Source organism: Pantoea sp. AG702 (assembly GCF_003182295.1).
GTDB lineage: Bacteria > Pseudomonadota > Gammaproteobacteria > Enterobacterales > Enterobacteriaceae > Pantoea > Pantoea ananatis.
Genome location: NZ_QGTU01000001.1, coordinates 472,885 through 495,361, shown reverse-complemented (window position 1 = coordinate 495,361; position 22,477 = coordinate 472,885). Strand labels below are relative to the sequence as shown.

The following is a 22,477-nucleotide window of genomic DNA, read 5'->3' as shown; positions in this document are numbered from 1 at the left end:
CCTTCCGGCGGCCTCGTGAGCAAACAGGCTTATCCGGAACGGCGTGCCCTGTACTTATCTGGGCAGCGGCGGAGCAAACTGCAACGCACCTGCAATTCGGTTCCAGGCGTTGATCGCCCCAATTGCCGAGGTCAGGAAAATCATCTCCTGCGGCGTAAACAGGGTACTGACCTCATCATATAGCCCATCCGGAATCGGCTGCTGTGCCATCAGCGTAAGCGCCTCCGTCCATGCCAGAGCGGCCGCTTCACGCCCGGAATAAATGCCCGCGTCGCGCCAGGTCGCGACTAAATCGATTTTCGCTGAAGCCAGCCCGGCTTTACGCGCCACATTAAGATGAAACTGAAGGCAAAATGCACAGCCATTCAACTGCGATGCTCGGAGTTTGATCAGTTCGGTCAATGTTTTATCCAGGCCTGCGTAGTCAACCGCCTTGCCCAGCATGCCCAGCGCTGCAACGACCTCGGGCGCTGCCTGTTCAAATGTGGACCAGTCGCTTCGGTGGTGAGAATACGATGCCATAATCAATCCTGCCTGTTAATATAAGAACACGAACAACAATATAAGAGTTCTTACATTATGCGCAAGTCAGGATCGCACAATCTGTCGCTGCCCGGCCCTGGAGAAGGCATGCGCGGCACAAAAGGCCACATTGGCTATCTGCTTCGTCAGGCGCATGCCGTTCATAAGATGCGGATGGAACATGCCCTGAAAGCCACGGGCCTGACTCTGCCCCAGTTTTCCGTGCTGACGATGCTGGCAGCCTACCCTGGTGCATCGGGTGCCGAACTGGCCCGGCTGTCCTTGCTGACGCCACAAACCATGAGCGTGATTGTCAGCAACCTTGAGCGGGCAAGCCTGATCCACCGTCGCCCTCACGAGGAGCATGGTCGAATTCAGATTATTGGCCTGACGGATGAAGGACAGCAGGTTCTGACCCGGAGCAAAGCGGCCGTTAAGGCGGCCGAAGCGGGTCTGCTTGACGATCTGTCTTCTGAGGACGAAGGCGCTGTACGGCGATGGCTGGTGAAGGTGGCGACCTTACCGACTGACCCGGTCTGAGGGCGATGTTGTCTGGCGCGCACCGCTTTACCGCTCAGCAGAATAAGGCTTATCGCTGTGTTCGGCTCGGCCGGCGGCTTCATCGGGTCACGCAGGTTGGTAAAGCCTTCATGGTGACCCATAAAAAAAGCGCATCCGGAGATGCGCTTTCGTGTTTCATGGTGTGCTGTGTGACCGCAATGCGGCAAGCTTTGCCCTGGATCTTATGCTTTATCGCCGTTCAGGATTAACTGTCCGTTACGGTCAACCGGGATACGGGTACCGGGATCGTTTTCCATGCGGATTTTACCCTGCTGGTCGCCGATCTTATAGGTGACGTCATAACCCAGCATTTTTTCCTGCTTGTCGTACACGGTTTTACAACGCTGTTCAGAGGTGGTGTAGGTATCGCGATCCTGCATACCGCCCTGAACCTGGTTGCCCGCATAACCGCCCGCCAGCGCACCGGCTACCGTTGCGACGTCGCGTCCACGACCGCCGCCAAACTGGTGGCCGAGAACACCACCGGCTACCGCACCCAGTACTGAACCGGCGATACGGTTTTCATCCTGAACCGGACGACGGTGCGTCAGCGTCACGTTACGACACTCCTGACGCGGTTGTTTAATCGATTCTTTAATTGGGGTTGCTGACAGCACCTGTGCATATTGTGGACCGCGATCAAACACGTTAATGCTTGCTACGGCGGCGACACCCAGTGCCGCTGCCACGCCAATACCGATACCCGCTAACATTGATTTATTCACAGGAAGTTCCTCCTGAAAGTGTTACCGCGCATTCCTGCCGCTGGGAAATCCCTTACAGCTCTGGCAGAACCGACGTGCGCGACTCGCCGTTTGGTTGAGATAAGTTTTACAGATGTAAAGCTTTTGCAATATCAGACAATGGGAAGAAAAGCGTGCCTGAAGCGTTAGTGCCACGTTTTCGGAGAGTTCTGAGCGACGATGAGGGGGCCGGATACCGCGCTGACTTCACGGCATAACAGACAAGTTAGCAATGAAATCAGCGGGTTAAAACGAAATCAGATGATGCGATTAGTGAAGCTTCAGACGGGGGCGGATGACCCGGTTGAGACTGCCCACGATCATCATTAGCCCGGTCTTAACATAACCGTGCAACGCGACCTGATGCATACGATACAGTGATATATAGACAAATCGGGCAATGCGCCCTTCTATCATCATCGATCCGCGCATCAGATTGCCCATCAGGCTTCCTACGGTGCTGAAGCGTGACAGAGAAACCAGTGAACCGTGGTCTTTATAAACATAGGCTTTAAGCGGCTTGCCCTGGTATTGCAACAGGATGTTATCCAGCGCACAGGATGCCATCTGGTGTGCGGACTGCGCGCGCGGGGGCACAAATCCACCGCCGGGTAAGGCGCAGGACGCGCAATCACCGATGGCATAGATGTCGTCATCCAGCGTGGTCTGGAGTGTCTCTTTCACCACCAGTTGGTTGATGCGATTGGTTTCCAGCCCGCCGATCGCTTTCATAAAGTCAGGCGCTTTAATCCCTGCCGCCCAGACCATTAAGTCGGCTTCAATAAACTCGCCACTTTTGGTATGCAGGCCCAGCTTGTCTGCGCTGGTCACCATCGTTTGTGTCAGAACGCGTACGCCAAGCTTGCTAAGCTCCTGATGGGCCGCAGAGGAGATACGTGGTGGTAGCGCAGGCAGAATACGTTCGCCCGCCTCCACCAGCGTGACGTTGAGTGCCTCGCTGCCCAGTGCTTTATACCCGTAGCTGTGTAGCTGCTTAACTGCATTGTGCAGTTCTGCCGACAGCTCAACACCCGTTGCACCGCCGCCGACGATAGCAATGTTCACCTTCTCCACCGCCCCTTCGCTGGCAGAGAATTTCAGGAACAGATTCAGCATTTCATTATGGAAACGACGCGCCTGCTGCGGATTGTCGAGGAAAATACAGTGATCTTTAACGCCTGGCGTGCCGAAATCGTTTGAGGTACTGCCCAGCGCCATGACCAGCGTGTCATAAGCCAGCTCGCGCTCGGGAACCAATACCTCCCCCTGCGAATTCACGACTTCAGCCAGTTGGATGACTTTTTTCTCACGGTTGATGTTCGTCAACGAGCCCAGCTGGAACTGAAAACCGTGGTTGCGGGCATGCGCCAGATAGCTGAGAGCGTCAATGCCTTCATCCATGGAGCCGGTGGCCACTTCATGCAGCAACGGCTTCCACAGATGGCTGTGGTTGCGGTCAACCAGGATAATCTCGGCTTTCTTCTTGCGACCCAGCTTATGGCCTAACTGCGTTGCCATCTCCAGCCCACCGGCGCCACCGCCGACGATGACAATTTTCTTAACAGATGTAGTCAACAAAAACCCCCTCAAATTGTGAACCAAAAGTTAATCAATGGTTAAATTAAACCTTAATAAACATAGGGTTGGCGACATAATTTCGCTATCTGGGGGCAGAATAGCATGGCGGGAAGCGATGGGCCTCAGAAAATTGATGTACATCAAATTTAGCAGACAGTTCCTGGCAACGCCGACAACACAATCGGGCACCGCATGGGCGCCCGGTTGCGTCAATCTGCCGTTTTAAAGGCGTTCAGTCGGTGAAGATGGGGGGAAAGATTGCGGAACTTGTGGCTTTCGCTTTCGTCCCAGACGATCGGGTAGTAGGGATCCAGCAGTGCGGCGCTGCGCTGGCTGTCGAGAATCTCATCGTGGCGGGATAAAAGGGTCAGGCAGCGGCCGCGGTTACGTTCGCGAAAATCGCTGACGCACTTGGTGGCAATGTCCAGGTACTCTTCAGGTCGATCTATCTTGCCTTCCATATTTTCGTACGGAAACAGGTTGGGATTGAAAATCGCCTGGCGGATCGCGCACAAGAAACCAATACGTTCTGACCAGTACCCGCCCAGCCCTACGCCGCAGATCAGCGGATGCGGATCGTCGCTCAGACTGAGCATTTTATCGGTTTCTTTGAGCAGAAACTGCATGTCATGTTTGGGATGGCGCGTGCTGTAGCTGATGAGCCTGACGTCAGGATCGATAAACTGCAGTTGCAGCACTTTTTCGTGGTTGCCCGGACTGGATGAATCGAAACCGTGAAGATAAATAATCATGTTTATCCTTGAAGATCATCACACCGGGCAACCCGTGATTACCACGTCGCTTTATGCGCCAGCCAGCGTTCCTGCAGCGCGCTTAACTGCTGCGCATTCTGTTTCCAGCGGCGACTGGCCTTCAGGCTGTCCCGGCTAAAGGTTCCCCGATGGTACAACTGCACCACCGGCTCTGCCTCGATCACGGTCAAATTATCGATCACGCTTACCGCGCCCTGACGGTCGTTACAGACCAGAATCATGTCGCATCCGGCAGACAGAGACTGTTGCGCACGCTCGGCATAGCTGCCCATCACCGCCGCGCCTTCCATTGAAAGATCGTCCGAGAAAATCACGCCCTTGAAACCCAGCTCCTGGCGTAACACCGTTTTCAGCCAGTAAGGCGAACCGCTGGCGGGGAGCGGATCGGCTTCCGTATAGATCACGTGTGCGGGCATAATAGCGTCGAGCGCCTGCTCGCCGATCAGCGTGCGGAATATCGCCATATCATGCTCGCGCAGTTCGGCTTCGCTGCGGCCATCACGCGGTGTCTCTTTGTGGGAATCTGCACTGACCGCGCCGTGACCGGGGAAATGCTTACCGGTGGTTTTCATTCCGGCCTCATGCATGCCGGCAATAAAACGCCGCGCCATCGCCAGGGCAATCGCAGGGTCCTCATGGAACGCGCGATCGCCAATGGCCGCACTGATATGGCCGATATCCAGCACCGGCGCAAAGCTGATATCGATATCCAGCGCGATCATTTCGGCCGCCATCTGCCAGCCAGCCTGCTGTGCCAGCTCGCCTGCCGTTGTCATATCGTTGAGCGCGGCAAAAGACTGCATAGCGGGCAAATTCGTAAAGCCATCACGAAAACGCTGTACTCGCCCGCCCTCCTGATCCACCGCCACCACCAGGCGCGTAGGCGAGGCGGCACGAATCTGACGCACCAGCTCGGCCAGTTGAGCGGGGTCATGATAGTTGCGGGCGAAAAGGATTAATCCACCCACCAGCGGATGGCGCAGTATCTCACGCTCTTCCGCATCCAGTTCGAAACCTTCGACGTCCAGCATCAAGGGGCCGGGGAAACCTGTTGTCATAGCCTGAATCCTGTTTCACGGCACAAAGCCGTTAAATCTGCTGCCAGCTCTGTTGAGCCAGCTGTTGTAAATGCGCATCGCCGCTCTGTTCGGCGCGCAGTTGATACCAACTGGCGACTAACAGATGCAGCCAGGGCTGCCAGCGCGAAACCTGGTGTTGCAATGATGTCAGCGGGATCTGCATGAGCGCGGCATAGTCACCTAGCCACTGCTCTTGCTGAGTGGGATCGGATAAACAGACGGCCGCCAGCTCAAGCGCCACGTCGCCGTCTGCGGCATATTCCCAGTCAATAAGGTGCAGCCCCTGTTCAGACTGAATCAGATTAGCGGGATGCACGTCCATATGCAGCGGCGCAAGGCGTAACGGCCGCGGCTCGCCCTGTCTGGTTAGTCGTTGCAGCTGCTGCAACCAGCGGTGCTGTCGCTGCTGGCAACGCTGCCAGTACTGCCACAGCAGGGGCAAAAGGGATAAACGGTAACCGGTGAGCGGCTGCTGGTGTAGCCGTTGCAATAGCGCAAGTACCTGAGGCCGTGCAGCACGGAATCCGGCATCGCTCATCACCTCACCGTCCTGCCAGGGCAGGATAATGCCGTGCCGGTTACCCGCCAGCGGGCGCTGCACCAGGCCGCTCAGCCGCAATTTACGCAGCACGCGCCCTTCGCGCTGGCGATTGACGAAAGGTATCGCTGACTGTGGCGCCGGGCGGAGGAGAAGCCGTTCGTTTTGTGTGACGATCTGACAGCTCTGCCCGGTTAATCCTGCCAACGGTGTTACCGTTACCCGATGCCCGCCCGTTGTTGCCTTGATCAGTTGCAGAAGCGCCGCATTAATTTTGGGCGACACCGTTTCCAGACCAGATAATTTCACCCGTCTGCACCAGCATCAGCTGCATTTGTAAGGTCGGTGATTTTACATCGCCTTTGGCCGTGCTGTAGAGCACGTACTGCGCGTTGAGATTACGCGCCAGGCCAATCGCCTTGCTGCGCGAGTTCAGGCTGTCGTCTGGCGAAAGACCAAGTGTTTGTTTCGCCTGCGCCAGCTGTTCTGACGACACCAGAGTGAACTTACCGTTGTTATTCAACGCGTTCTGAATAGCACTGGTCGCCTTTTCACCCTGCAGTGCGCCGTTAGTGCTGTTTTTAATGCGATCGACCAGCAACACGCTTCCCGGCGTCACCGTGGCGGCGCGCACCATTTGTGCGACCAAAGGTTCCACGCTGGCATCCCAGTTAATCGTCACCAGCTTAGGCGGTTGCGGAACAGGTTGAGGCTGGGGGATCGGTTGCTCTGGCTGAGGAACAGGCTGAACCGGCTCCACAGGCTGAGTCGGTTCGACCGGTGCTGGCTGCTGCTGTTTCATCACGCAGCCAGAAAGAATAAGCGCCATCATTAGCGCGCCAGTACGGTTAACACTGCGAATCACGTAACAGTCCTCAGAGATAGATATAGAGACGAACCTTGCTGGCCGTCAGATTACCCAGTTGCGACACCGCAGCGACGCTTCCGTTGGGGGGAACCGTGACAACCTGAGCCGGTTCACGCGGCGTTATTTCAAGCCCTTTGTCGTCGTACCAGTAGTAACGATAGTGCACAACCACCGGCGTTTCACGCTGATTGTAAAGTATGCTGCTGGCACGTTTCTGGCCGTCATGGTCATCCAGCGTTGGCTCGTCGGTAATAATACCCGCCGAGAGGACAGACGACTCCATGACCAGTGACTGCGATGTATTAATCATCGGTTTGTCGCTGCTGCAACCAGTAAGGCTCAGCAACGCCACGGGCAGACATATCAACCATGAACGCATAGCAAGGTTCCCTTCAGGGATCAGTGTGACAGCATCGGGCCAAGCGGCTTGCCGCCCACCAGATGCATATGGATATGATAAACTTCCTGACCGCCATGTTTATTGCAGTTAACAATCAGGCGATAGCCGTCTTCGTCAATGCCTTCTTCCCGCGCAATCTTTGCGGCGGCGGTGAACATCCGACCCAGCGCCTGCTCGTGCGCCGCCTCGACGTCATTGGCGGTTGGGATCAGGATATTGGGGATAATCAAAATATGCGTTGGCGCCTGGGGTGAAATATCGCGAAAAGCCGTTACCAGTTCGTCCTGATACACCACGTCGGCGGGGATCTCCCGACGGAGAATTTTACTGAAAATAGTTTCTTCAGCCATAAAGCAATTCCTTGAGCCTGAGGTAATACCTCAGTATGCGGGAGAAATTCGTTTTCTTTCAACCTCAGGCGACTTTTTCTTGTTATGACCGGCGGCGTTTAACGCATTTAACAGCGCCCGTATGCGAAAAACCGTCTCTCCTGTCTCTGCCCCCTTTGCACTCGTCGCCCCCTTTATGTTGCCTGCGGCCAGACCTGACACGCGCGCTTGCAGGGCTGTCCGACGGGAACCCCCGCTCCATTTGTTTCTACAGGAGACACTTGGACAAAAGTTGCAACAATTGATCAATAAACCACCAATGCTACCTGCCGAAACTATCAACAGCGTGTCGGGTTAACCTGCTTTCTGTGATGCGCGACGCCTGACAGTCAAGAAAACGATTACATCAACGATTAAACAGGATGTTGAATATGAGCATTTTACAACGTGTCAAATTGTCACATCGCCTGATTTTTCTCATCGCTTTTTTCCTTCTCGCCATGGTTGTTATCGCTGTGATCTCTCTTCACTCACTTCGGTCGCTGGCTGCGTCAGAACAGCAGCTCTACGCTTCCCGGCTGGAGCCTGTGCAGATAATGAACGTTGCCGCCCGGGAGATGGCCACGCATTTTCGCCGTTCCTATGCTTACGTCTTTCCGGTTAGCTCCGCCACGCCCGTTGAATCACGCCAAACCACCTCTAAATTTAACCAGAAGTCTCAGCAAGCTGTGCAAAATGCGATTGATTTTCTTAAGCAATCTCAGGATCCGGCGCTGGTTGCTATCACGCAGAAAGTGTTGCAGGCCTGGCCTGACTACCTGGCGTCCATGCAACGCGTCTACGCCCTTGCCAACGAAAACAATGTGGCAGGAGCGCTAAAGGAAATCGCAACGACGACAGATCGTTTACATGTCGCGGTCCGGGATCCCCTGTTAGAAGCCGTAAAGATCTACAATGCGTCCGTCAGCCAGATCATTGACGACAACGTTTCCCATATTGACCGAACCTCCTTGATGTTGATTCTGTTAATTAGCCTGACCTTTATCGCCGGCGGCGCACTGGGCACGCTGATATTTTTTTCCGTTATGAAGCAGCTGGGTGCCGAGCCTGACGTTGCCGTCAGAGTGGCGGGCCTGATCGCCGACGGTCATCTTTATGAGCACAACGCCATTAAAGCCGGGGATACCTCCAGCCTGATTTACCAGTTATCCGTGATGCGCCAGCACATCCGCGACCTGATCAGTGAGGTTCAGGAAGCGGCGGAACAGGTAGCCAAATCCTCGACGGAAATCGCCCAGGGTACCCGCGATCTGTCACAACGAACGGAATCACAGGCTTCAGCGCTGGAAGAAACCAGTGCTTCGATGGAGCAGCTGTCCTCAGCCGTACAAAGCAATGCAGACAACGCCAGGATCGCGAACGACGTGGTCAGCAACGCCTTTCAGAAGGTGGCCAGCGGCGGTCAGTCAGTGTCTGACGTTGAGCAGACGATGCGCGCCATTCAGGACAGCAGTAGCAAAATCGGCGAAATCATCAGCGTCATTGACAGCATTGCTTTTCAAACCAATATTCTGGCGCTTAACGCGGCGGTGGAAGCGGCACGTGCCGGGGATGAAGGTCGGGGGTTTGCTGTGGTCGCGGGCGAAGTCAGAAACCTGGCGCAGCGCAGCGCCGTGGCAGCCCAGGAAATTAAAACGCTGATTACAGAAAGTCATTCACGTGTCGAAACCGGCGTGACCAATGTCAGCGTGGCAGGCGAAACCATGAAGGCGGTCATTAAAGAGATTCATCGCGTCAACGACCTGGTGGCTGAGATCAGCACGGGAAGTCATGAGCAAAGCACCGGTGTGAAACAGATCGGTATTGCCGTGGCGCAAATGGATACCGACACGCAGCAGAATGCGGCGCTGGTAGAAGAAACGGCGACCGCAACGGCACAGTTGCAACGGTTATCCGATCGACTGTTGCAGACTACCTCAAAATTTTTGACTCGCGAAGCAAACTGACAGGCTAAAGCGCGATGCCCTGTCAGACTTAACTTCGGGCAAAAAAAACAGCGTTGAGCCGAGACTCAACGCTGTTTTCGCCGTGCCAGAACGGCATCAGACCTTATGACTTGTTACGGATGTAGTCATCCATATCTGTTTTCAGGTTATCGGATTTGGTGCCGAAAATCGCCTGAACGCCTGAACCGGCCACCACGACGCCACGTGCGCCCAGGTTTTTCAGTTCAGTTTGATCCACTTTGCTTACATCGGCCACGCTGACGCGCAGACGCGTGATACAGGCATCCAGGTTAGTGATGTTTTCTTTGCCACCAAATGCAGACACCAGTTTTCCCGCCATTTCACCGCCGGTCGCGGAAGAAGACTGTTCGCTTGTGCTGTCTTCACGCCCAGGGGTTTTCAGATCCAGCTTCACGATCAGGACGCGGAAAACAGTGTAGTAAACCGCGGCGTAGATCATACCGATAATCGGGAACAACCAGATTTTGCTGCTGTTACCACTCAGGACGATAAAGTCGATCAGGCCATGGGAGAAACTGGTACCGTCACGCATGCCCAGCAGGATACAGATTGGGAAAGCCAGACCGGCCAGAATGGCATGGATGACATACAGGATTGGCGCAACAAACATGAACGAGAACTCGATCGGCTCGGTAATACCGGTCAGGAACGAGGTCAACGCCGCAGAGATCATGATACCGCCCACTTTGGCACGGTTTTCAGGTTTTGCCGAATGCCAGATGGCAATCGCCGCGGCAGGCAGGCCATACATTTTGAACAGGAAGCCGCCAGAAAGTTTACCTGCGGTTGGGTCACCCGCCATGTAGCGAGGGATATCGCCGTGGAATACCTGACCTGCGGCATTGGTGTACTCACCAATCTGCATCTGGAAAGGAACGTTCCAGATGTGGTGCAGACCAAATGGCACCAGCGCACGTTCAACGACGCCGTAGATACCAAACGCCACCACCGGGTTTTGGTAGGCCGCCCACTGAGAGAAGTCCTGAATCGCTGAACCGACCGGTGGCCAGATAAACGACAGCACCAGCCCCATCGCGATAGCCGCCAGGCCCGAGATAATCGGCACAAAGCGTTTACCGGCAAAGAAGCCCAGATATTCGGGCAGCTTAATGCGATAGAAGCGGTTAAACATATACGCGGCGATGGAGCCGGCAATAATACCGCCCAGCACCCCGGTATCGGCAAGGTGTTTTGCCTCAATTTCCGCTGCTGGCAGATGCAGGACTAAAGGAGCGACCACCGCCATGGTTTTCACCATGATGCCGTAAGCCACGACCGCTGCCAGTGCGGAAACACCGTCGTTATTGGTAAAGCCGAGTGCCACGCCAATGGCAAAAATCAGCGGCATATTGGCAAAGACCGATCCACCCGCTTCCGCCATTACATGCGATACCACCGCAGGTAACCAGCTAAAGTTCGCTGAACCAACACCTAATAAAATACCGGCAATCGGAAGAACCGATACCGGCAGCATGAGCGATTTACCAACCTTTTGTAAGTTGGCAAAAGCATTTTTGAACATAGCGTGAAACTCCTGAGTATGAGTGCGTTTTTCGCGCAGTGCGCGTGGTAAAGAGGGAGGTTCTTTACCGGTTGGCGTTATCCGCCTTTTTGATTTATTACGAAGGGTAAAATAAATTACCCTTCGTTACTTTGACGGCTATCACGTTTCGTCAATCACACGCCAGCAGCCGGCCACAACGGCGGTTTTTTTGCTGATTTTTCAGCCAATAAAAGTTGACCCTGTCGAATCACAACAGGGTCAACGAACATAATCTCGTATTTATTACAACGTCTGAAATAACTCTGAATCAGGCACCAAGACGGCTCATCGGCACATGAAACAGCGTAGAAAAGTTTTTTGTGGTGGCGGCGGCCAGCGTCTCAATATCTACGCCTTTCAGCACCGCAAGATAATCGGCAACGTCACGCGTGTAAGCAGGCTGGTTCTCTTTGCCCCGGTAAGGAACAGGCGCCAGATAAGGGGAGTCGGTTTCGACCAGAATGCGATCCAGCGGGACGTAGCGCGCCGCGTCACGAATCTGTTCTGCATTGCGGAAGGTGACGATGCCCGAGAATGAGATATAGAACCCCATATCCAGCAGTTTTGCTGCCGTCGCCTGATCTTCTGTAAAGCAGTGCAGTACGCCGCCACAGCGTTCAACCTGCTCTTCCTTGAGAATGGCCAGCGTGTCTTCACGTGCATCACGCGTATGCACGATAATCGGCTTATTCAGCGCAATTCCGCTACGGATATGTTCACGAAAAGAGTCCTGCTGCTGAGCTTTGGTTTCCTGCTGATAGTAGTAATCCAGCCCGGTCTCGCCCAGCGCGATCACCTGAGGATCGGCGGCCAGGCGGCGGAATAACTCAACATCATACGGCGCCTCCTGATTCAGCGGATGCACGCCACAGGAGAGCGCAATATTTTCACGATCGCCCACCAGCGCTTTCAGCGTACTAAAGCCGGGTAAGGTCGTGGCGATAGCCAGCATGAACCGGACGTCGCGCGCCGCCGCTTTGGCAATCACATCATCAAGATCGTGATGATTTTTCTCATAATCCAGGCCATCAAGATGGCAATGGGAATCAACAATAAACATATTTTTCTCAGTCATTTAGCCGGGTAACCTGGGCTTCAGGTTATCTGCCCAACTCAGTAATCTGTCAGTCAGGAGGAGTTCACGATTCACTGCCGCAACCTGTAATAACGATTCACGGCAGCGCATCCAGTCTTGAGCGCTGTTATTGAGCGCCGTTTGCGAGAAGTGCTGCGCCAGCATGGCGACCACGTCCTGACGATCGACGTTAGTCAGCCACTGGGTTGCGCCCTGCTGCCATTTCATCGCATCCAGTATGAATGATAATAGCCAGCCAATCCGTGCCGCGCTGTTATCTGCGTTCAGCACGGGCAGGAGTTGTAGGATGTCCTGTTGCAACGCACCCGGCAGGGAATCGCACAGTTTTTGCCGGGCCTGCCACAGGCCATCATCCAACAGCGTCAGCGCCGCACCGGGCGCACCTGCACTGAGCCGCAGCGCGGCCAGTAGCGGGGCCTCATCATGTTGCCCCTGCTTTCTCAGCCAGGCCAGACTGTGATTTTCATCTGGTGGAGGTAACGTCAGCACCATGCAGCGACTGCGCAGCGTTGCCAGCAGGCGGGAGGGCTCGCGACAGCTTAAAAAGAACCAACTGTTGGCTGGCGGCTCTTCCAGCGTTTTCAGTAAGGCGTTAGCCGCCGCCTCGCTGAGCTGAGCCGCATCTGGCAGCCAGACCACCTTGGCACCGCCCTGCTGCGCATAGTGATACATTTTTTCCGTGACCTGACGCACGGCATCAATACCCAGCGTCGTTTTGCCTTTTTCAGCTTCAAGCCGGTACCAGTCAGGGTGCGTATTTGCCTGCATCAGCTGGCAGCCATGGCAGTGACCACAGCTTTTTAATCCGTCGCGTTGCAGGCACATCAGCCAGCGGCTGATCCCCCACACCAGCGCATCATCGCCCATGCCGTCAAGAGAGGTGATCAACAACGCATGATGGGCACGGCCATCCTGATGCTGACCAATCACCTGGCGGTAAGGTTGATTGAGCCAGGGATACCAGTTCATGCGCGCTGTTCCGCCAGCCAGGCCGTCAGGGTGGCGTGCAGCGCGCTTGTAACCTGCTCAAGCGGCTGAGTGGCATCTATCGTCAGGATACTGTCATCGGCGGCAGCCAGCGCCAGATAGCGCTCACGCGTGCGTTCAAAAAAGCGCAGCGACTCCTGCTCAATGCGGTCTAATTCTCCGCGGGCGCGGGCACGCTGTAACCCGGTTTCAGGCGTAACATCGAGGTACAGCGTCAGGTCAGGACGAAAGTCGCCCAGTACCGTATCCCGTAAGGTGCGCATCAGTTCGGCGTCCAGCCCGCGACCGCCGCCCTGATATGCCTGGGAGGAGAGATCGTGACGATCGCCTATCACCCAGGCCCCCCGCGCCAGCGCAGGCTTGATCACTGTTTCCACCAGTTGGACGCGCGCGGCATACAGCATTAACAGTTCCGCTTTATCGGTTACCTGCTCGCCCTCAATGCCCTGCTTGACCAGCACGCGGAGCTGCTCAGCCAGCGGTGTGCCGCCGGGTTCGCGGGTAAAGACAATATCGTCGATTCCACTGGCCCGCAGTGTTGCAACGACCGCATCGCGCGCCGTGGTTTTTCCTGCGCCTTCCAGGCCTTCAATAACAATAAACTTACTGTCCATTTTTTTCCTTTAACACCAGCCGGTAAGCCTGCACGGCCTTGTTGTGGCTCGCTAGATTGGTGGTGAAGGTATGTCCACCTTTGCCATCCGCCACGAAGTAGAGATAGTTGGTTTTTTCCGGATGCGCGGCCGCAATCAGTGAGGCTTTGCTCGGCATCGCAATTGGCCCCGGCGGCAGGCCGCTAATGATATAGGTATTATACGGCGACGGCGTTTCCAGATCTTTACGCGTCAGCGTGCCAGTATAGGCGTTACCCATGCCGTAGATCACGGTAGGATCGGTTTGCAGACGCATCCCCACGCGCAGGCGATTAATAAACACGGAAGCCACCTTAGCCCGCTCTTCACTCACACCGGTTTCTTTTTCGATGATCGACGCCATCGTGACCATTTCCTGCGCATCTTTATAGGGCAGGTTATCCATCCTGCCCTGCCAGACTTCATCGATAGTCTTTTTCATCCGCTGATGCGCGCGTTCCAGCAAGGCGACATCGGTGGTGTTTGCGGTATACAGATAAGTATCCGGAAAGAAACTGCCTTCCAGCGCCTTTTCGTCCAGCTTCAGCGTGCTGGCGACGGTCGCATAGCTGTCATCCGGCAGCGTATGTTTCACGTAGGGCGCTTTACGTAATTCGCTAAGCCACTCTTGCAGGCGTTGTCCTTCCACAAACCGCAGCGGGAATTGCGCCTCTTTGCCGCTGGCGAGCAATTCCAGCAAACTGCGGACCGTCATTGTCGGTTCAAGGCGATAGGTTCCGGCTTTGAATTTGGCCAGCTCAGGCTCCAGTTTAAGCAATGCGCCAAACCAGATGCTGTGAGGGATAATCTTTTGACTTTCCAACTGCGCTTCCAGTGCAACGCGACCGGTTCCTGCTGGCAGCGTGTAGATCGTTTCCTGGGAAAGGGTCAACCGGGTTGCTGCAAGTTGTTTAACCTGCCAGTAACTCACGGCTGCCGCGATGAGCAGGATGACCACAACGCTCACCCCTATTTTTTTGATTCGGCTCATGATGCTTCCATTATCTTTCTACAGCTCACCTGTAGCTGGTTAAACAGGGTGCGCTGTTCAAACGCCAGCGCATCAAGTTGTCGAACGGGTAATACGGGCATCAGCGCGTTGCATACCACAATCTCATCGGCTGCCTGGAGTTGCGCCAGTCCCGCCTGAACCACCTGACAAATCTGACCTGCGGCGCGCATTTCCGCTATCAGACTGCGCCGCATAATGCCGTCAACGCCCGCCTGATCCAGCGCCGGGGTAAAAACCGTGCCGCCGCTTCGCCAGAATAAATTGGCCGCACAGCATTCCACCACCCAACCGTCAGTGTCAAGCACCAGCGCCTCATCGGCGTCGGTCTGCTCAAGGTGGGCACGAATCATCACCTGTTCCAGCCGGTTCAGGTGCTTAAGGCCGGCAAACTGAGGCTGGCGCGCCAGGCGGACCGGGCTCACGGCCAGCCTGACGCCGGTTTGCTGTAGCGCCGCATAATGCGCAGGCCAGGGGGATACCGAAACGATTCGTGTGGGGCCGCTACAACCGCTGCGGCTGTAGCCCCGCCCGCCGCTGCCCGCGCTGATGATGACTTTAAGCACTGCCCTGTTATGTCCGCTGGCCGCGTGTTGCATCTCCTGCGCCAGCGCGGGCCAGTCAACGCCATTCAGCCACAGCCGTTCACAGCTTTGCTGCAATCGCTGCATGTGCCTGTCTAACAGCAGGATTTTGCCGTTGCCGATCGCGGCGGTCGTAAAGCAGCCATCGCCAAACTCTACGGCACGATCGGTGGCCGCCAGCTGGGATTGCTCAGTGCCGTTTATCCACATTGCCGTTTCTCCGGTATCAGAACGTTGCTCGACGATGGCCATGATTTTATCGGTTTCTTCGCGCCGCTGGATAGAAAAAAGGCCCGCATTGCGGGCCTTTACAGCAATCATAAACGGAATGTTTAGATTTTACGGAAAATCAGCGAGCCGTTGGTACCGCCGAAGCCGAAGGAGTTACACAGCGTGTATTCCAGCCCCGAAACCTGACGAGCGGTGTGCGGAACGAAATCAAGATCGCAACCTTCATCAGGATTATCCAGGTTCAGCGTCGGTGGAATCGCCTGGTCGCGCAGGGCCAGAATCGAATAGATCGATTCAACCGCGCCCGCCGCACCCAACAGATGGCCGGTCATGGATTTGGTGGAGCTGACCATTACCGTACTGGCTGCTGCACCAAAAACGGATTTCACCGCCTGGGCTTCCGCTTTATCGCCGGCTGGGGTTGAGGTACCGTGTGCATTGACGTAACCAATCTTATCTGGCGTCATCTGCGCATCACGCAGCGCGTTGATCATCGCAGCGGCTGCACCTGAACCGTCTTCCGGCGGTGAGGTCATGTGATAAGCATCGCTGCTCATCCCAAAGCCCACAATTTCCGCATAGATTTTTGCGCCACGTTTCTTAGCATGCTCATACTCTTCCAGTACGATAATGCCAGCGCCGTCGCCCAGTACAAATCCATCTCGGTCTTTATCCCATGGACGGCTTGCCGCCTGGGGGTTTTCGTTACGCGTCGACAGCGCACGTGCCGCGCCGAATCCGCCAACGCCAAGTGGCGTACTGGCTTTTTCCGCACCGCCCGCCAGCATCACGTCGGCATCGTTATAGGCGATGATACGTGCAGCATGACCGATATTGTGCACGCCAGACGTACAGGCGGTCGCAATGGAGATGCTGGGGCCTTTCAGGCCATACATGATGGTGAGATGCCCCGCCACCATATTGACGATTGTGGAAGGCACAAAGAATGGGCTAATTTTACGCGGGCCACCGTTCACCAGAGAGGTATGGTTGTCTTCAATAAGACCCAAGCCCCCGATGCCCGAACCAATTGCTGCGCCAACCCGGCCTGCATTTTCGTCGGTCACAACCAGACCGCTGTCCTGCATGGCCTGAATGCCTGCCACGATGCCGTACTGAATGAAGTCATCCATCTTGCGTTGATCTTTACGAGAGATAAAGTCATCGCAATTAAAATCTCTTACCAGACCTGCAAAACGTGTTGCATAGGCGCTGGTATCAAAATGGTCGATCAGGTTAATGCCGCTCTGACCGGCAAGGAGAGCACTCCAGGTAGACTCTACGGTATTGCCGACAGGAGACAACATGCCAAGACCAGTCACAACTACACGACGCTTAGACACGTTCGTCCTCCAGGGAGGGATAAAAATGACTATTGTGGGGCAAACATAAAACTCAGGCGGTCATATGACCGCCTGAAGATATTCATTAGCCTTTATGGCTATTGATATAGTCGATCGCTGCCTGAACGGTAGTGATTTTCTCAGCTTCTTCGTCTGGAATTTCAGTATCAAACTCTTCTTCCAGAGCCATTACCAGCTCAACGGTATCAAGAGAATCGGCACCCAGGTCTTCTACGAAAGATGCAGAGTTGGTCACTTCTTCCTCTTTCACACCCAGCTGCTCACTGATGATTTTCTTAACGCGTTGTTCGATATCGCTCATACTATTTAATTTCCTATCAAAACTCGCTTTCGCGATGGTTTTCGTAGTGTATAAAATGTTGAAAAAGATGCAACAAAATCCCGGCTGGTCGAACCACGATTTTACGCTATTGTGCGGTTTTATCCGCAAATAATGCAAATGATTTCGTGATTATCAGACCATATACATGCCGCCATTGACGTGCAGCGTCTCACCCGTGATGTAGGCTGCTTCGTCAGAGGCTAAGAATGCAACGGCATTAGCAATTTCCTGCGCTTCGCCTAAACGACCCGCTGGGACCTCCGCCAGAATACCGGAACGTTGATCTTCGTTCAGTGCCCGCGTCATGTCAGTCTCTATGAAGCCCGGAGCCACGACGTTGACGGTAATGCCACGTGACGCGATTTCGCGCGCCAGTGATTTGCTAAAGCCAATCAAACCTGCTTTTGCTGCAGCGTAGTTTGCCTGACCCGCATTGCCCATGGTTCCAACAACAGAACCGATGGTGATGATACGACCCATGCGCTTTTTCATCATGGCACGCATCACCGCCTTCGAAAGACGGAAAACCGATGTGAGGTTGGTATCCAGGATATCCTGCCACTCATCGTCCTTCATACGCATCAGTAGATTATCACGCGTAATGCCTGCATTATTGACTAAAATGTCCACTTCGCCAAATTCAGCGCGAATTTTCTCTAAAACGCTGTTTACAGAAGCGGCATCCGTCACGTTTAACAGCAGACCTTGTCCTTTATCGCCAAGGTAATCACTGATAGCATCGGCGCCACTTTGGCTGGTTGCAGTACCTACCACTTTCGCACCGCGTGCGGCCAGGGTTTCTGCAATCGCACGGCCGATGCCGCGGCTTGCGCCAGTTACCAGCGCTACTTTACCTTCAAAGCTCATGATTTTCCTCTTATTCCTGTGCAAGCGCCGCAGTCAATGACGCAGTATCGTTCACCGCTGCTGCGGACAGGCCGTCTACAATGCGTTTTGTCAGACCGGTAAGGACTTTACCCGGTCCCATTTCAATAAGTTGCGTGACGCCCTGCGCGGCCATAGCCTCAACGCTCTCGGTCCAGCGGACCGGGCTGTAAAGCTGACGAATCAGCGCATGTCGAATCGCGTCGGCGTCCGTTTCGGCTTTGACATCCACGTTGTTAATGACCGGCACAGCTGGCGCATTGAACGTGATGTTTTCCAGTGTTAATGCCAGCTTATCGGCAGCCGGTTTCATCAGCGCGCAGTGTGAAGGGACGCTTACCGGCAGCGGTAGCGCACGTTTTGCGCCTGCCGCTTTGCAGGCTGCACCTGCACGTTCAACCGCCTCTTTATTGCCAGCGATAACCACCTGGCCTGGCGAGTTGAAGTTAACCGGTGAAACCACTTGGCCCTGCGCACTTTCTTCACAGGCTTTAGCAATCGCAGCGTCATCAAGGCCGATAATTGCCTGCATCGCACCCGTGCCCTCAGGCACGGCTTCCTGCATCAGCTTACCGCGCAGTTCAACCAGCTTGATCGCGTCCGCAAAATTCAGCACACCTGCGCAGACCAGCGCGGAGTATTCTCCCAGGCTGTGACCTGCCATCAGGGCGGGTAGTTGACCGCCCTGCTGCTGCCAGACACGATAGATGGCTACCGAGGCAGCCAGCAAAGCAGGCTGCGTCTGCCAGGTTTTATTCAGCTCTTCAGCCGGCCCCTGGCTGACTAACTGCCACAGATCGTAACCGAGAACATCAGAAGCTTCACGAAACGTCGCTTCAACCGCCGGATAAGCAGCGGCCAGATCCGCTAACATGCCCACAGTCTGTGAACCCTGACCTGGGAAAACAAAAGCAAATTGCGTCATTTTCAATTCCTGTCAATCAAAAGCGAACCAGCGCAGAACCCCAGGTGAATCCACCACCAAAGGCTTCCAGCAAAATAAGTTGTCCGGGTTTGATGCGGCCATCGCGCACCGCCTCATCCAGCGCACTTGGCACGGATGCGGCAGAGGTATTTCCATGGCGATCCAGCGTCACGACCACTTTCTCCATGGTCATACCCAGTTTTTTCGCCGTGGCGCTGATAATACGCAGGTTAGCCTGATGCGGCACCAGCCAGTCCAGCTCTTCACGCGCAATGTTATTTGCCTGCAAGGTTTCGTCCACAATGTGGGCTAACTCGGTGACCGCCACTTTGAAGACTTCATTGCCTGCCATTGTCAAATAAGCGGGCTGATCCTGATTTTCGCGATCCTGATACGGCAGCGTCAACAGTTTCGCATAGCGACCGTCAGCGTGCAGGTGGGTTGAAATGATCCCCTGCTCTTCGCTCTGGCCCAGCACAACAGCGCCGGCACCATCACCAAACAGGATGATCGTCCCACGATCGTCTGGATTGAGCGTACGCGCGAGGACATCGGCACCGATGACTAACGCATGTTTAACGGCACCGTTTTTAATATATTGATCGGCCACGCTTAACGCATAGGTAAAGCCGGCACAGGCTGCTGCGAGGTCAAACGCCGCACAGTCTTTGATGTCAAGCATCTGCTGAATCAGGCAGGCAGAGCTTGGAAAGGCGTGACTGGACGAGGTGGTCGCAACGATGATCAGACCGATATCATTGGCGTCAACGCCTGCCATTTCCAGTGCACGTTGTGCAGCCTGATGTCCCATACTTGCGACAGTCTCATCCGGCGCAGCAATACGGCGCTCACGAATGCCGGTACGGGTAACAATCCACTCGTCCGAAGTCTCCACCATTTTTTCCAGATCGGCATTGGTGCGGATCTGGCTGGGCAAATAACTGCCCGTACCGATAATTTTGGTAAACATCTAGGCTTTGTCACTCCTGGCTAATACAGCGTCCAGACGGGCGGCAATGCGTTCAGGCACCTGCCGCCTCACCGTCTGCTCGGCCTGATTGATCGCCACGGCAAAAGCATGTTGATTTGCTGCACCATGGCTCTTTATCACTGTCCCGCGTAATCCTAACAGACAAGCGCCATTATACTGGTCGGGGTTGAGATGCCCGAAGCGCCTGACCAAACGCTTTTTCATCCAGCGCCCCAGCAACGTCAGCCACCACGACCGCTTCTTACCTTCCTCTGATGACTTGAACAGAGAAAGAAACATTCTTACTACGCCTTCCATTGTCTTCAGAGTGATGTTTCCTGCGAAACCATCACAGACCAGCACATCCGTTTTGCCAGTCAGTAAATCATTACCTTCAAGGTAACCAATGTAGTTAATCTGCGGCAATGCCTTGAGACTTAACGCCGCATCGCGGATGCTTTCAAGCCCTTTATGCTCTTCATGACCAATATTGAGAAGTGCCACACGGGGATTCGCAATCCCCAACACTTCTTCCGCCATCACTGAGCCCATTACCGCAAACTGCACCAGCATCGCACTGTCTGAGTCGACATTGGCACCTAAATCTAAAATGACCGTTTTTCCCTTCTGCTGATGGGGTAAAACGGTCATAAGCGCCGGACGTTTAATCCCGTCCAGCGGCTTCAGTAATAATGTCGCCAGCCCCATCAGCGCGCCCGTGTTGCCGCTGCTGACGCAGGCCTGAGCCCGCCCTTCTTTAACCAACTCTAACGCCACTCGCATAGAACTGCCGCGGCTGTTACGGATGGCTTGTGCGGGTCGCGCATCACTTGCAATAACTGATTCGGCAGGCACAACCTGCAGTCGCTCCAGCAAGGAGGAATCCGCTTTGGCAAGCAATGGCGTGAGAATGTCGGGATCTCCGACAAGAAGAAGGATAATTTCCGTATGAGAGGCCAGTGCCTGCAATGCTGCAGGCACCGTCACGCAGGGACCGAAGTCCCCGCCCATGGCATCGATAGCCAGGGTCAAACGTGCCAAGGTATCGCCTTGCTAAGCAAAGAACTTACTTAACGATAACCTTGCGACCGCGGTAGTAACCGTCCGCAGTGATGTGGTGACGCAGATGAGTTTCACCAGAAACTTTATCTACTGACAGAGTGGCAGTGGTCAGCGCATCGTGCGAACGACGCATACCACGCTTAGAACGGGTGGGTTTATTCTGTTGTACGGCCATGGACCTTACTCCTATTACTTACGCTTTAAACTGGCTAATACGGCAAATGGGTTTGGTTTTTCTGCCTCTGCAGGCAACTGACCAAAGACCATGTCCGCCTCGGACACTTCACAGTGTTCAGAATCGTGCACCGGAACCACAGGCAGCGCGAGAATAACTTCATCCTCGATAACTGCCAGCAGGTCGATCTCACCAAACTCGTTGACATCAACCGGCTCGTACGCTTCCGGCAACGCTTCGGCCTGCTCGTCAGACGACACAGGACTGAAGCAATAGCTTACGTGTACATGATGTGGAAAAACCTGGTTGCAGCGCTGACAACGTAGCGTAACCTGTACATCAGCAGTACCCGTCAGTACTGCCAGACGCTGGTTGTCAACCGCAAACGACATGACACAATCTACATCACTGTCCACACTGACGACCGACTCAGCAACACGCTCAACCTGTTGAGAGGTATAAACACCTTGATAATCCAGGCGTTTTTGAGCGGTGCGGACTGGGTCCAGCGTCAGGGGTAATTTTACCTTTTGCATAGGGCGCGCATATTAACTTTGTAATCACATAGAGTCAAAGAAAAAGGCCGTTTACCAGCATCTTTCAACCACTATTCGCATCCAGTGCGGCGCACAGTTTAAAATGACTGCCACCAATTCGCTATCAATATTGAAAAAAAATGACAGCATCGATTCTTTTAGCATCAACGTCACCCTTTCGTCAGGCACTGTTAGCGCGGCTGGGCCTGCCTTTCACGGTCGATTCGCCGCAGACAGATGAAACGCCGTTAGCGCATGAAAGCGCGGAAGCGCTGGTCACCCGATTAGCCATTGCCAAGGCGCAGGCGCTGGCCCAACGTTATCCTGACCACTGGATTATTGGTTCTGACCAAGTCTGCGTGCTGAATGGCGTGATAACAGGAAAACCCCATACGGTTGAAAACGCGGAAGCACAGTTGCGGGCCGCCAGCGGCCAGCGCGTAACGTTTTATACCGGGCTGGCGCTATACCACCCTGCCAGCCAGCGCTTAATGCAATGCTGTGAGCCGTTTAGCGTCCATTTCCGCACGCTAACCGACGCCGAGATCCGTACCTATATAAAGAAAGAGCAACCGCTGCAGTGCGCAGGGAGCTTTAAAAGCGAAGGGTTGGGGATTTGTTTATTCGATCGTCTTGAGGGACGCGATCCGAATACGCTGGTCGGTTTACCGCTTATCGCGCTCAGCAATATGCTGCGAGAAGCAGGCATCAACCCCCTGTCGGATTGATGCCCGGCGC

26 protein-coding genes are annotated in these 22,477 nt (G+C 54.7%); 3 read left to right on the top strand and 23 right to left on the bottom strand.

The window, feature by feature from the left end:
* Window positions 1–54: 54 nt before the first annotated feature.
* Complete coding sequence (locus DFO57_RS02370; RefSeq protein ID WP_015700548.1) at window positions 55–522, bottom strand: carboxymuconolactone decarboxylase family protein; 468 nt, start codon at window positions 520–522, stop codon at window positions 55–57.
* A 108-nt stretch (window positions 523–630) separates the two neighbouring features.
* Here DFO57_RS02370 and DFO57_RS02365 point away from each other — a divergent pair, with 108 nt between their 5' ends.
* Complete coding sequence (locus DFO57_RS02365; RefSeq protein WP_015700549.1) at window positions 631–1,062, top strand: MarR family winged helix-turn-helix transcriptional regulator; 432 nt, start codon at window positions 631–633, stop codon at window positions 1,060–1,062.
* A gap of 203 nt (window positions 1,063–1,265) precedes the next feature.
* Here DFO57_RS02365 and DFO57_RS02360 read toward each other — a convergent pair whose 3' ends face one another.
* From DFO57_RS02360 to hinT, 8 genes are all read right to left on the bottom strand, one after another.
* On the bottom strand, window positions 1,266–1,808 hold the full coding sequence (locus DFO57_RS02360; RefSeq protein ID WP_013025383.1) for a glycine zipper 2TM domain-containing protein: 543 nt from the start codon (window positions 1,806–1,808) through the stop codon (window positions 1,266–1,268).
* 288 nt (window positions 1,809–2,096) lie between these two features.
* A complete protein-coding gene (locus DFO57_RS02355; RefSeq protein ID WP_085980258.1) occupies window positions 2,097–3,401 on the bottom strand; it encodes an NAD(P)/FAD-dependent oxidoreductase in 1,305 nt (434 codons plus the stop codon).
* A 212-nt stretch (window positions 3,402–3,613) separates the two neighbouring features.
* A complete protein-coding gene (gene ycfP / locus DFO57_RS02350; RefSeq protein WP_014606124.1) occupies window positions 3,614–4,156 on the bottom strand; it encodes an alpha/beta hydrolase YcfP in 543 nt (180 codons plus the stop codon).
* A 38-nt stretch (window positions 4,157–4,194) separates the two neighbouring features.
* Window positions 4,195–5,235, bottom strand: a complete 1,041-nt coding sequence (gene nagZ, locus DFO57_RS02345; protein WP_014593437.1) for a beta-N-acetylhexosaminidase — start codon at window positions 5,233–5,235, stop codon at window positions 4,195–4,197.
* Window positions 5,236–5,266: 31 nt separating this feature from the next.
* Window positions 5,267–6,103, bottom strand: coding sequence for a thiamine kinase (thiK, locus tag DFO57_RS02340; RefSeq protein ID WP_028715012.1), 837 nt, complete (start codon window positions 6,101–6,103; stop codon window positions 5,267–5,269).
* Window positions 6,063–6,659 (bottom strand): penicillin-binding protein activator LpoB, encoded by a 597-nt coding sequence (gene lpoB / locus DFO57_RS02335; RefSeq protein WP_013025378.1) that lies wholly within the window; start codon window positions 6,657–6,659, stop codon window positions 6,063–6,065. Before lpoB ends, thiK begins: the two co-directional genes overlap by 41 nt.
* Window positions 6,660–6,669: 10 nt before the next feature.
* Window positions 6,670–7,041: a YcfL family protein gene (locus DFO57_RS02330; protein ID WP_013025377.1), complete on the bottom strand. Its 372-nt coding sequence runs from the start codon at window positions 7,039–7,041 to the stop codon at window positions 6,670–6,672.
* Window positions 7,042–7,061: 20 nt separating this feature from the next.
* Window positions 7,062–7,412 carry a purine nucleoside phosphoramidase gene (gene hinT, locus DFO57_RS02325; protein ID WP_013025376.1) on the bottom strand — a complete coding sequence of 117 codons (351 nt, stop codon included), beginning with the start codon at window positions 7,410–7,412 and terminating at the stop codon, window positions 7,062–7,064.
* A 410-nt stretch (window positions 7,413–7,822) separates the two neighbouring features.
* Here hinT and DFO57_RS02320 point away from each other — a divergent pair, with 410 nt between their 5' ends.
* The gene (locus DFO57_RS02320; RefSeq protein ID WP_019105705.1) at window positions 7,823–9,397 is read left to right on the top strand and encodes a methyl-accepting chemotaxis protein; all 1,575 of its coding nucleotides are present in this window, start codon (window positions 7,823–7,825) and stop codon (window positions 9,395–9,397) included.
* A gap of 103 nt (window positions 9,398–9,500) precedes the next feature.
* On the opposite strand, the gene ptsG is transcribed toward DFO57_RS02320, so the two are convergent.
* From ptsG to yceD, 14 genes are all read right to left on the bottom strand, one after another.
* Complete coding sequence (ptsG, locus tag DFO57_RS02315; protein ID WP_015700554.1) at window positions 9,501–10,940, bottom strand: PTS glucose transporter subunit IIBC; 1,440 nt, start codon at window positions 10,938–10,940, stop codon at window positions 9,501–9,503.
* A gap of 289 nt (window positions 10,941–11,229) precedes the next feature.
* Complete coding sequence (locus DFO57_RS02310) at window positions 11,230–12,021, bottom strand: metal-dependent hydrolase (protein WP_026020996.1); 792 nt, start codon at window positions 12,019–12,021, stop codon at window positions 11,230–11,232.
* Window positions 12,022–12,036: 15 nt separating this feature from the next.
* The gene (gene holB / locus DFO57_RS02305; protein ID WP_013025372.1) at window positions 12,037–13,026 is read right to left on the bottom strand and encodes a DNA polymerase III subunit delta'; all 990 of its coding nucleotides are present in this window, start codon (window positions 13,024–13,026) and stop codon (window positions 12,037–12,039) included.
* On the bottom strand, window positions 13,023–13,658 hold the full coding sequence (tmk, locus tag DFO57_RS02300) for a dTMP kinase (protein WP_014593431.1): 636 nt from the start codon (window positions 13,656–13,658) through the stop codon (window positions 13,023–13,025). Before tmk ends, holB begins: the two co-directional genes overlap by 4 nt.
* Window positions 13,648–14,667, bottom strand: a complete 1,020-nt coding sequence (yceG, locus tag DFO57_RS02295) for a cell division protein YceG (RefSeq protein WP_014593430.1) — start codon at window positions 14,665–14,667, stop codon at window positions 13,648–13,650. Before yceG ends, tmk begins: the two co-directional genes overlap by 11 nt.
* Window positions 14,664–15,479, bottom strand: coding sequence for an aminodeoxychorismate lyase (gene pabC / locus DFO57_RS02290; protein WP_199226568.1), 816 nt, complete (start codon window positions 15,477–15,479; stop codon window positions 14,664–14,666). The genes yceG and pabC overlap by 4 nt, the downstream gene beginning before the upstream one ends.
* A 122-nt stretch (window positions 15,480–15,601) precedes the next feature.
* Window positions 15,602–16,843, bottom strand: coding sequence for a beta-ketoacyl-ACP synthase II (fabF, locus tag DFO57_RS02285; protein WP_013025368.1), 1,242 nt, complete (start codon window positions 16,841–16,843; stop codon window positions 15,602–15,604).
* An 85-nt stretch (window positions 16,844–16,928) separates the two neighbouring features.
* On the bottom strand, window positions 16,929–17,165 hold the full coding sequence (gene acpP, locus DFO57_RS02280; RefSeq protein WP_003849865.1) for an acyl carrier protein: 237 nt from the start codon (window positions 17,163–17,165) through the stop codon (window positions 16,929–16,931).
* 153 nt (window positions 17,166–17,318) lie between these two features.
* Window positions 17,319–18,053 carry a 3-oxoacyl-ACP reductase FabG gene (fabG, locus tag DFO57_RS02275; RefSeq protein ID WP_014593428.1) on the bottom strand — a complete coding sequence of 245 codons (735 nt, stop codon included), beginning with the start codon at window positions 18,051–18,053 and terminating at the stop codon, window positions 17,319–17,321.
* 10 nt (window positions 18,054–18,063) lie between these two features.
* Window positions 18,064–18,996, bottom strand: a complete 933-nt coding sequence (gene fabD, locus DFO57_RS02270; protein WP_105079221.1) for an ACP S-malonyltransferase — start codon at window positions 18,994–18,996, stop codon at window positions 18,064–18,066.
* 16 nt (window positions 18,997–19,012) lie between these two features.
* Window positions 19,013–19,966: a beta-ketoacyl-ACP synthase III gene (locus DFO57_RS02265; RefSeq protein WP_013025364.1), complete on the bottom strand. Its 954-nt coding sequence runs from the start codon at window positions 19,964–19,966 to the stop codon at window positions 19,013–19,015.
* Window positions 19,967–21,007 carry a phosphate acyltransferase PlsX gene (plsX, locus tag DFO57_RS02260; RefSeq protein WP_089517448.1) on the bottom strand — a complete coding sequence of 347 codons (1,041 nt, stop codon included), beginning with the start codon at window positions 21,005–21,007 and terminating at the stop codon, window positions 19,967–19,969.
* A gap of 25 nt (window positions 21,008–21,032) precedes the next feature.
* Window positions 21,033–21,203, bottom strand: a complete 171-nt coding sequence (rpmF, locus tag DFO57_RS02255; RefSeq protein ID WP_013025362.1) for a 50S ribosomal protein L32 — start codon at window positions 21,201–21,203, stop codon at window positions 21,033–21,035.
* A gap of 14 nt (window positions 21,204–21,217) precedes the next feature.
* On the bottom strand, window positions 21,218–21,739 hold the full coding sequence (gene yceD, locus DFO57_RS02250; RefSeq protein ID WP_014593425.1) for a 23S rRNA accumulation protein YceD: 522 nt from the start codon (window positions 21,737–21,739) through the stop codon (window positions 21,218–21,220).
* Between the two features lie 140 nt (window positions 21,740–21,879).
* Between yceD and DFO57_RS02245 the strand changes: the two genes are divergently transcribed.
* Window positions 21,880–22,467, top strand: a complete 588-nt coding sequence (locus tag DFO57_RS02245) for a nucleoside triphosphate pyrophosphatase (protein ID WP_110015022.1) — start codon at window positions 21,880–21,882, stop codon at window positions 22,465–22,467.
* Window positions 22,468–22,477 lie beyond the last annotated feature (10 nt).

Coding starts and splice junctions, on each gene's coding strand:
- rpmF (WP_013025362.1), bottom strand. CDS start 21,203: ATGGCCGTACAACAGAATAAACCCACCCGTTCTAAGCGTGGTATGCGT.
- tmk (WP_014593431.1), bottom strand. CDS start 13,658: ATGGACAGTAAGTTTATTGTTATTGAAGGCCTGGAAGGCGCAGGAAAA.
- holB (WP_013025372.1), bottom strand. CDS start 13,026: ATGAACTGGTATCCCTGGCTCAATCAACCTTACCGCCAGGTGATTGGT.
- DFO57_RS02310 (WP_026020996.1), bottom strand. CDS start 12,021: ATGTTTATTGTTGATTCCCATTGCCATCTTGATGGCCTGGATTATGAG.
- ptsG (WP_015700554.1), bottom strand. CDS start 10,940: ATGTTCAAAAATGCTTTTGCCAACTTACAAAAGGTTGGTAAATCGCTC.
- DFO57_RS02265 (WP_013025364.1), bottom strand. CDS start 19,966: ATGTTTACCAAAATTATCGGTACGGGCAGTTATTTGCCCAGCCAGATC.
- fabD (WP_105079221.1), bottom strand. CDS start 18,996: ATGACGCAATTTGCTTTTGTTTTCCCAGGTCAGGGTTCACAGACTGTG.
- nagZ (WP_014593437.1), bottom strand. CDS start 5,235: ATGACAACAGGTTTCCCCGGCCCCTTGATGCTGGACGTCGAAGGTTTC.
- pabC (WP_199226568.1), bottom strand. CDS start 15,479: ATGTGGATAAACGGCACTGAGCAATCCCAGCTGGCGGCCACCGATCGT.
- acpP (WP_003849865.1), bottom strand. CDS start 17,165: ATGAGCGATATCGAACAACGCGTTAAGAAAATCATCAGTGAGCAGCTG.
- DFO57_RS02330 (WP_013025377.1), bottom strand. CDS start 7,041: ATGCGTTCATGGTTGATATGTCTGCCCGTGGCGTTGCTGAGCCTTACT.
- DFO57_RS02370 (WP_015700548.1), bottom strand. CDS start 522: ATGGCATCGTATTCTCACCACCGAAGCGACTGGTCCACATTTGAACAG.
- DFO57_RS02320 (WP_019105705.1), top strand. CDS start 7,823: ATGAGCATTTTACAACGTGTCAAATTGTCACATCGCCTGATTTTTCTC.
- DFO57_RS02245 (WP_110015022.1), top strand. CDS start 21,880: ATGACAGCATCGATTCTTTTAGCATCAACGTCACCCTTTCGTCAGGCA.
- DFO57_RS02365 (WP_015700549.1), top strand. CDS start 631: ATGCGCGGCACAAAAGGCCACATTGGCTATCTGCTTCGTCAGGCGCAT.
- yceD (WP_014593425.1), bottom strand. CDS start 21,739: ATGCAAAAGGTAAAATTACCCCTGACGCTGGACCCAGTCCGCACCGCT.
- fabG (WP_014593428.1), bottom strand. CDS start 18,053: ATGAGCTTTGAAGGTAAAGTAGCGCTGGTAACTGGCGCAAGCCGCGGC.
- hinT (WP_013025376.1), bottom strand. CDS start 7,412: ATGGCTGAAGAAACTATTTTCAGTAAAATTCTCCGTCGGGAGATCCCC.
- yceG (WP_014593430.1), bottom strand. CDS start 14,667: ATGAGCCGAATCAAAAAAATAGGGGTGAGCGTTGTGGTCATCCTGCTC.
- ycfP (WP_014606124.1), bottom strand. CDS start 4,156: ATGATTATTTATCTTCACGGTTTCGATTCATCCAGTCCGGGCAACCAC.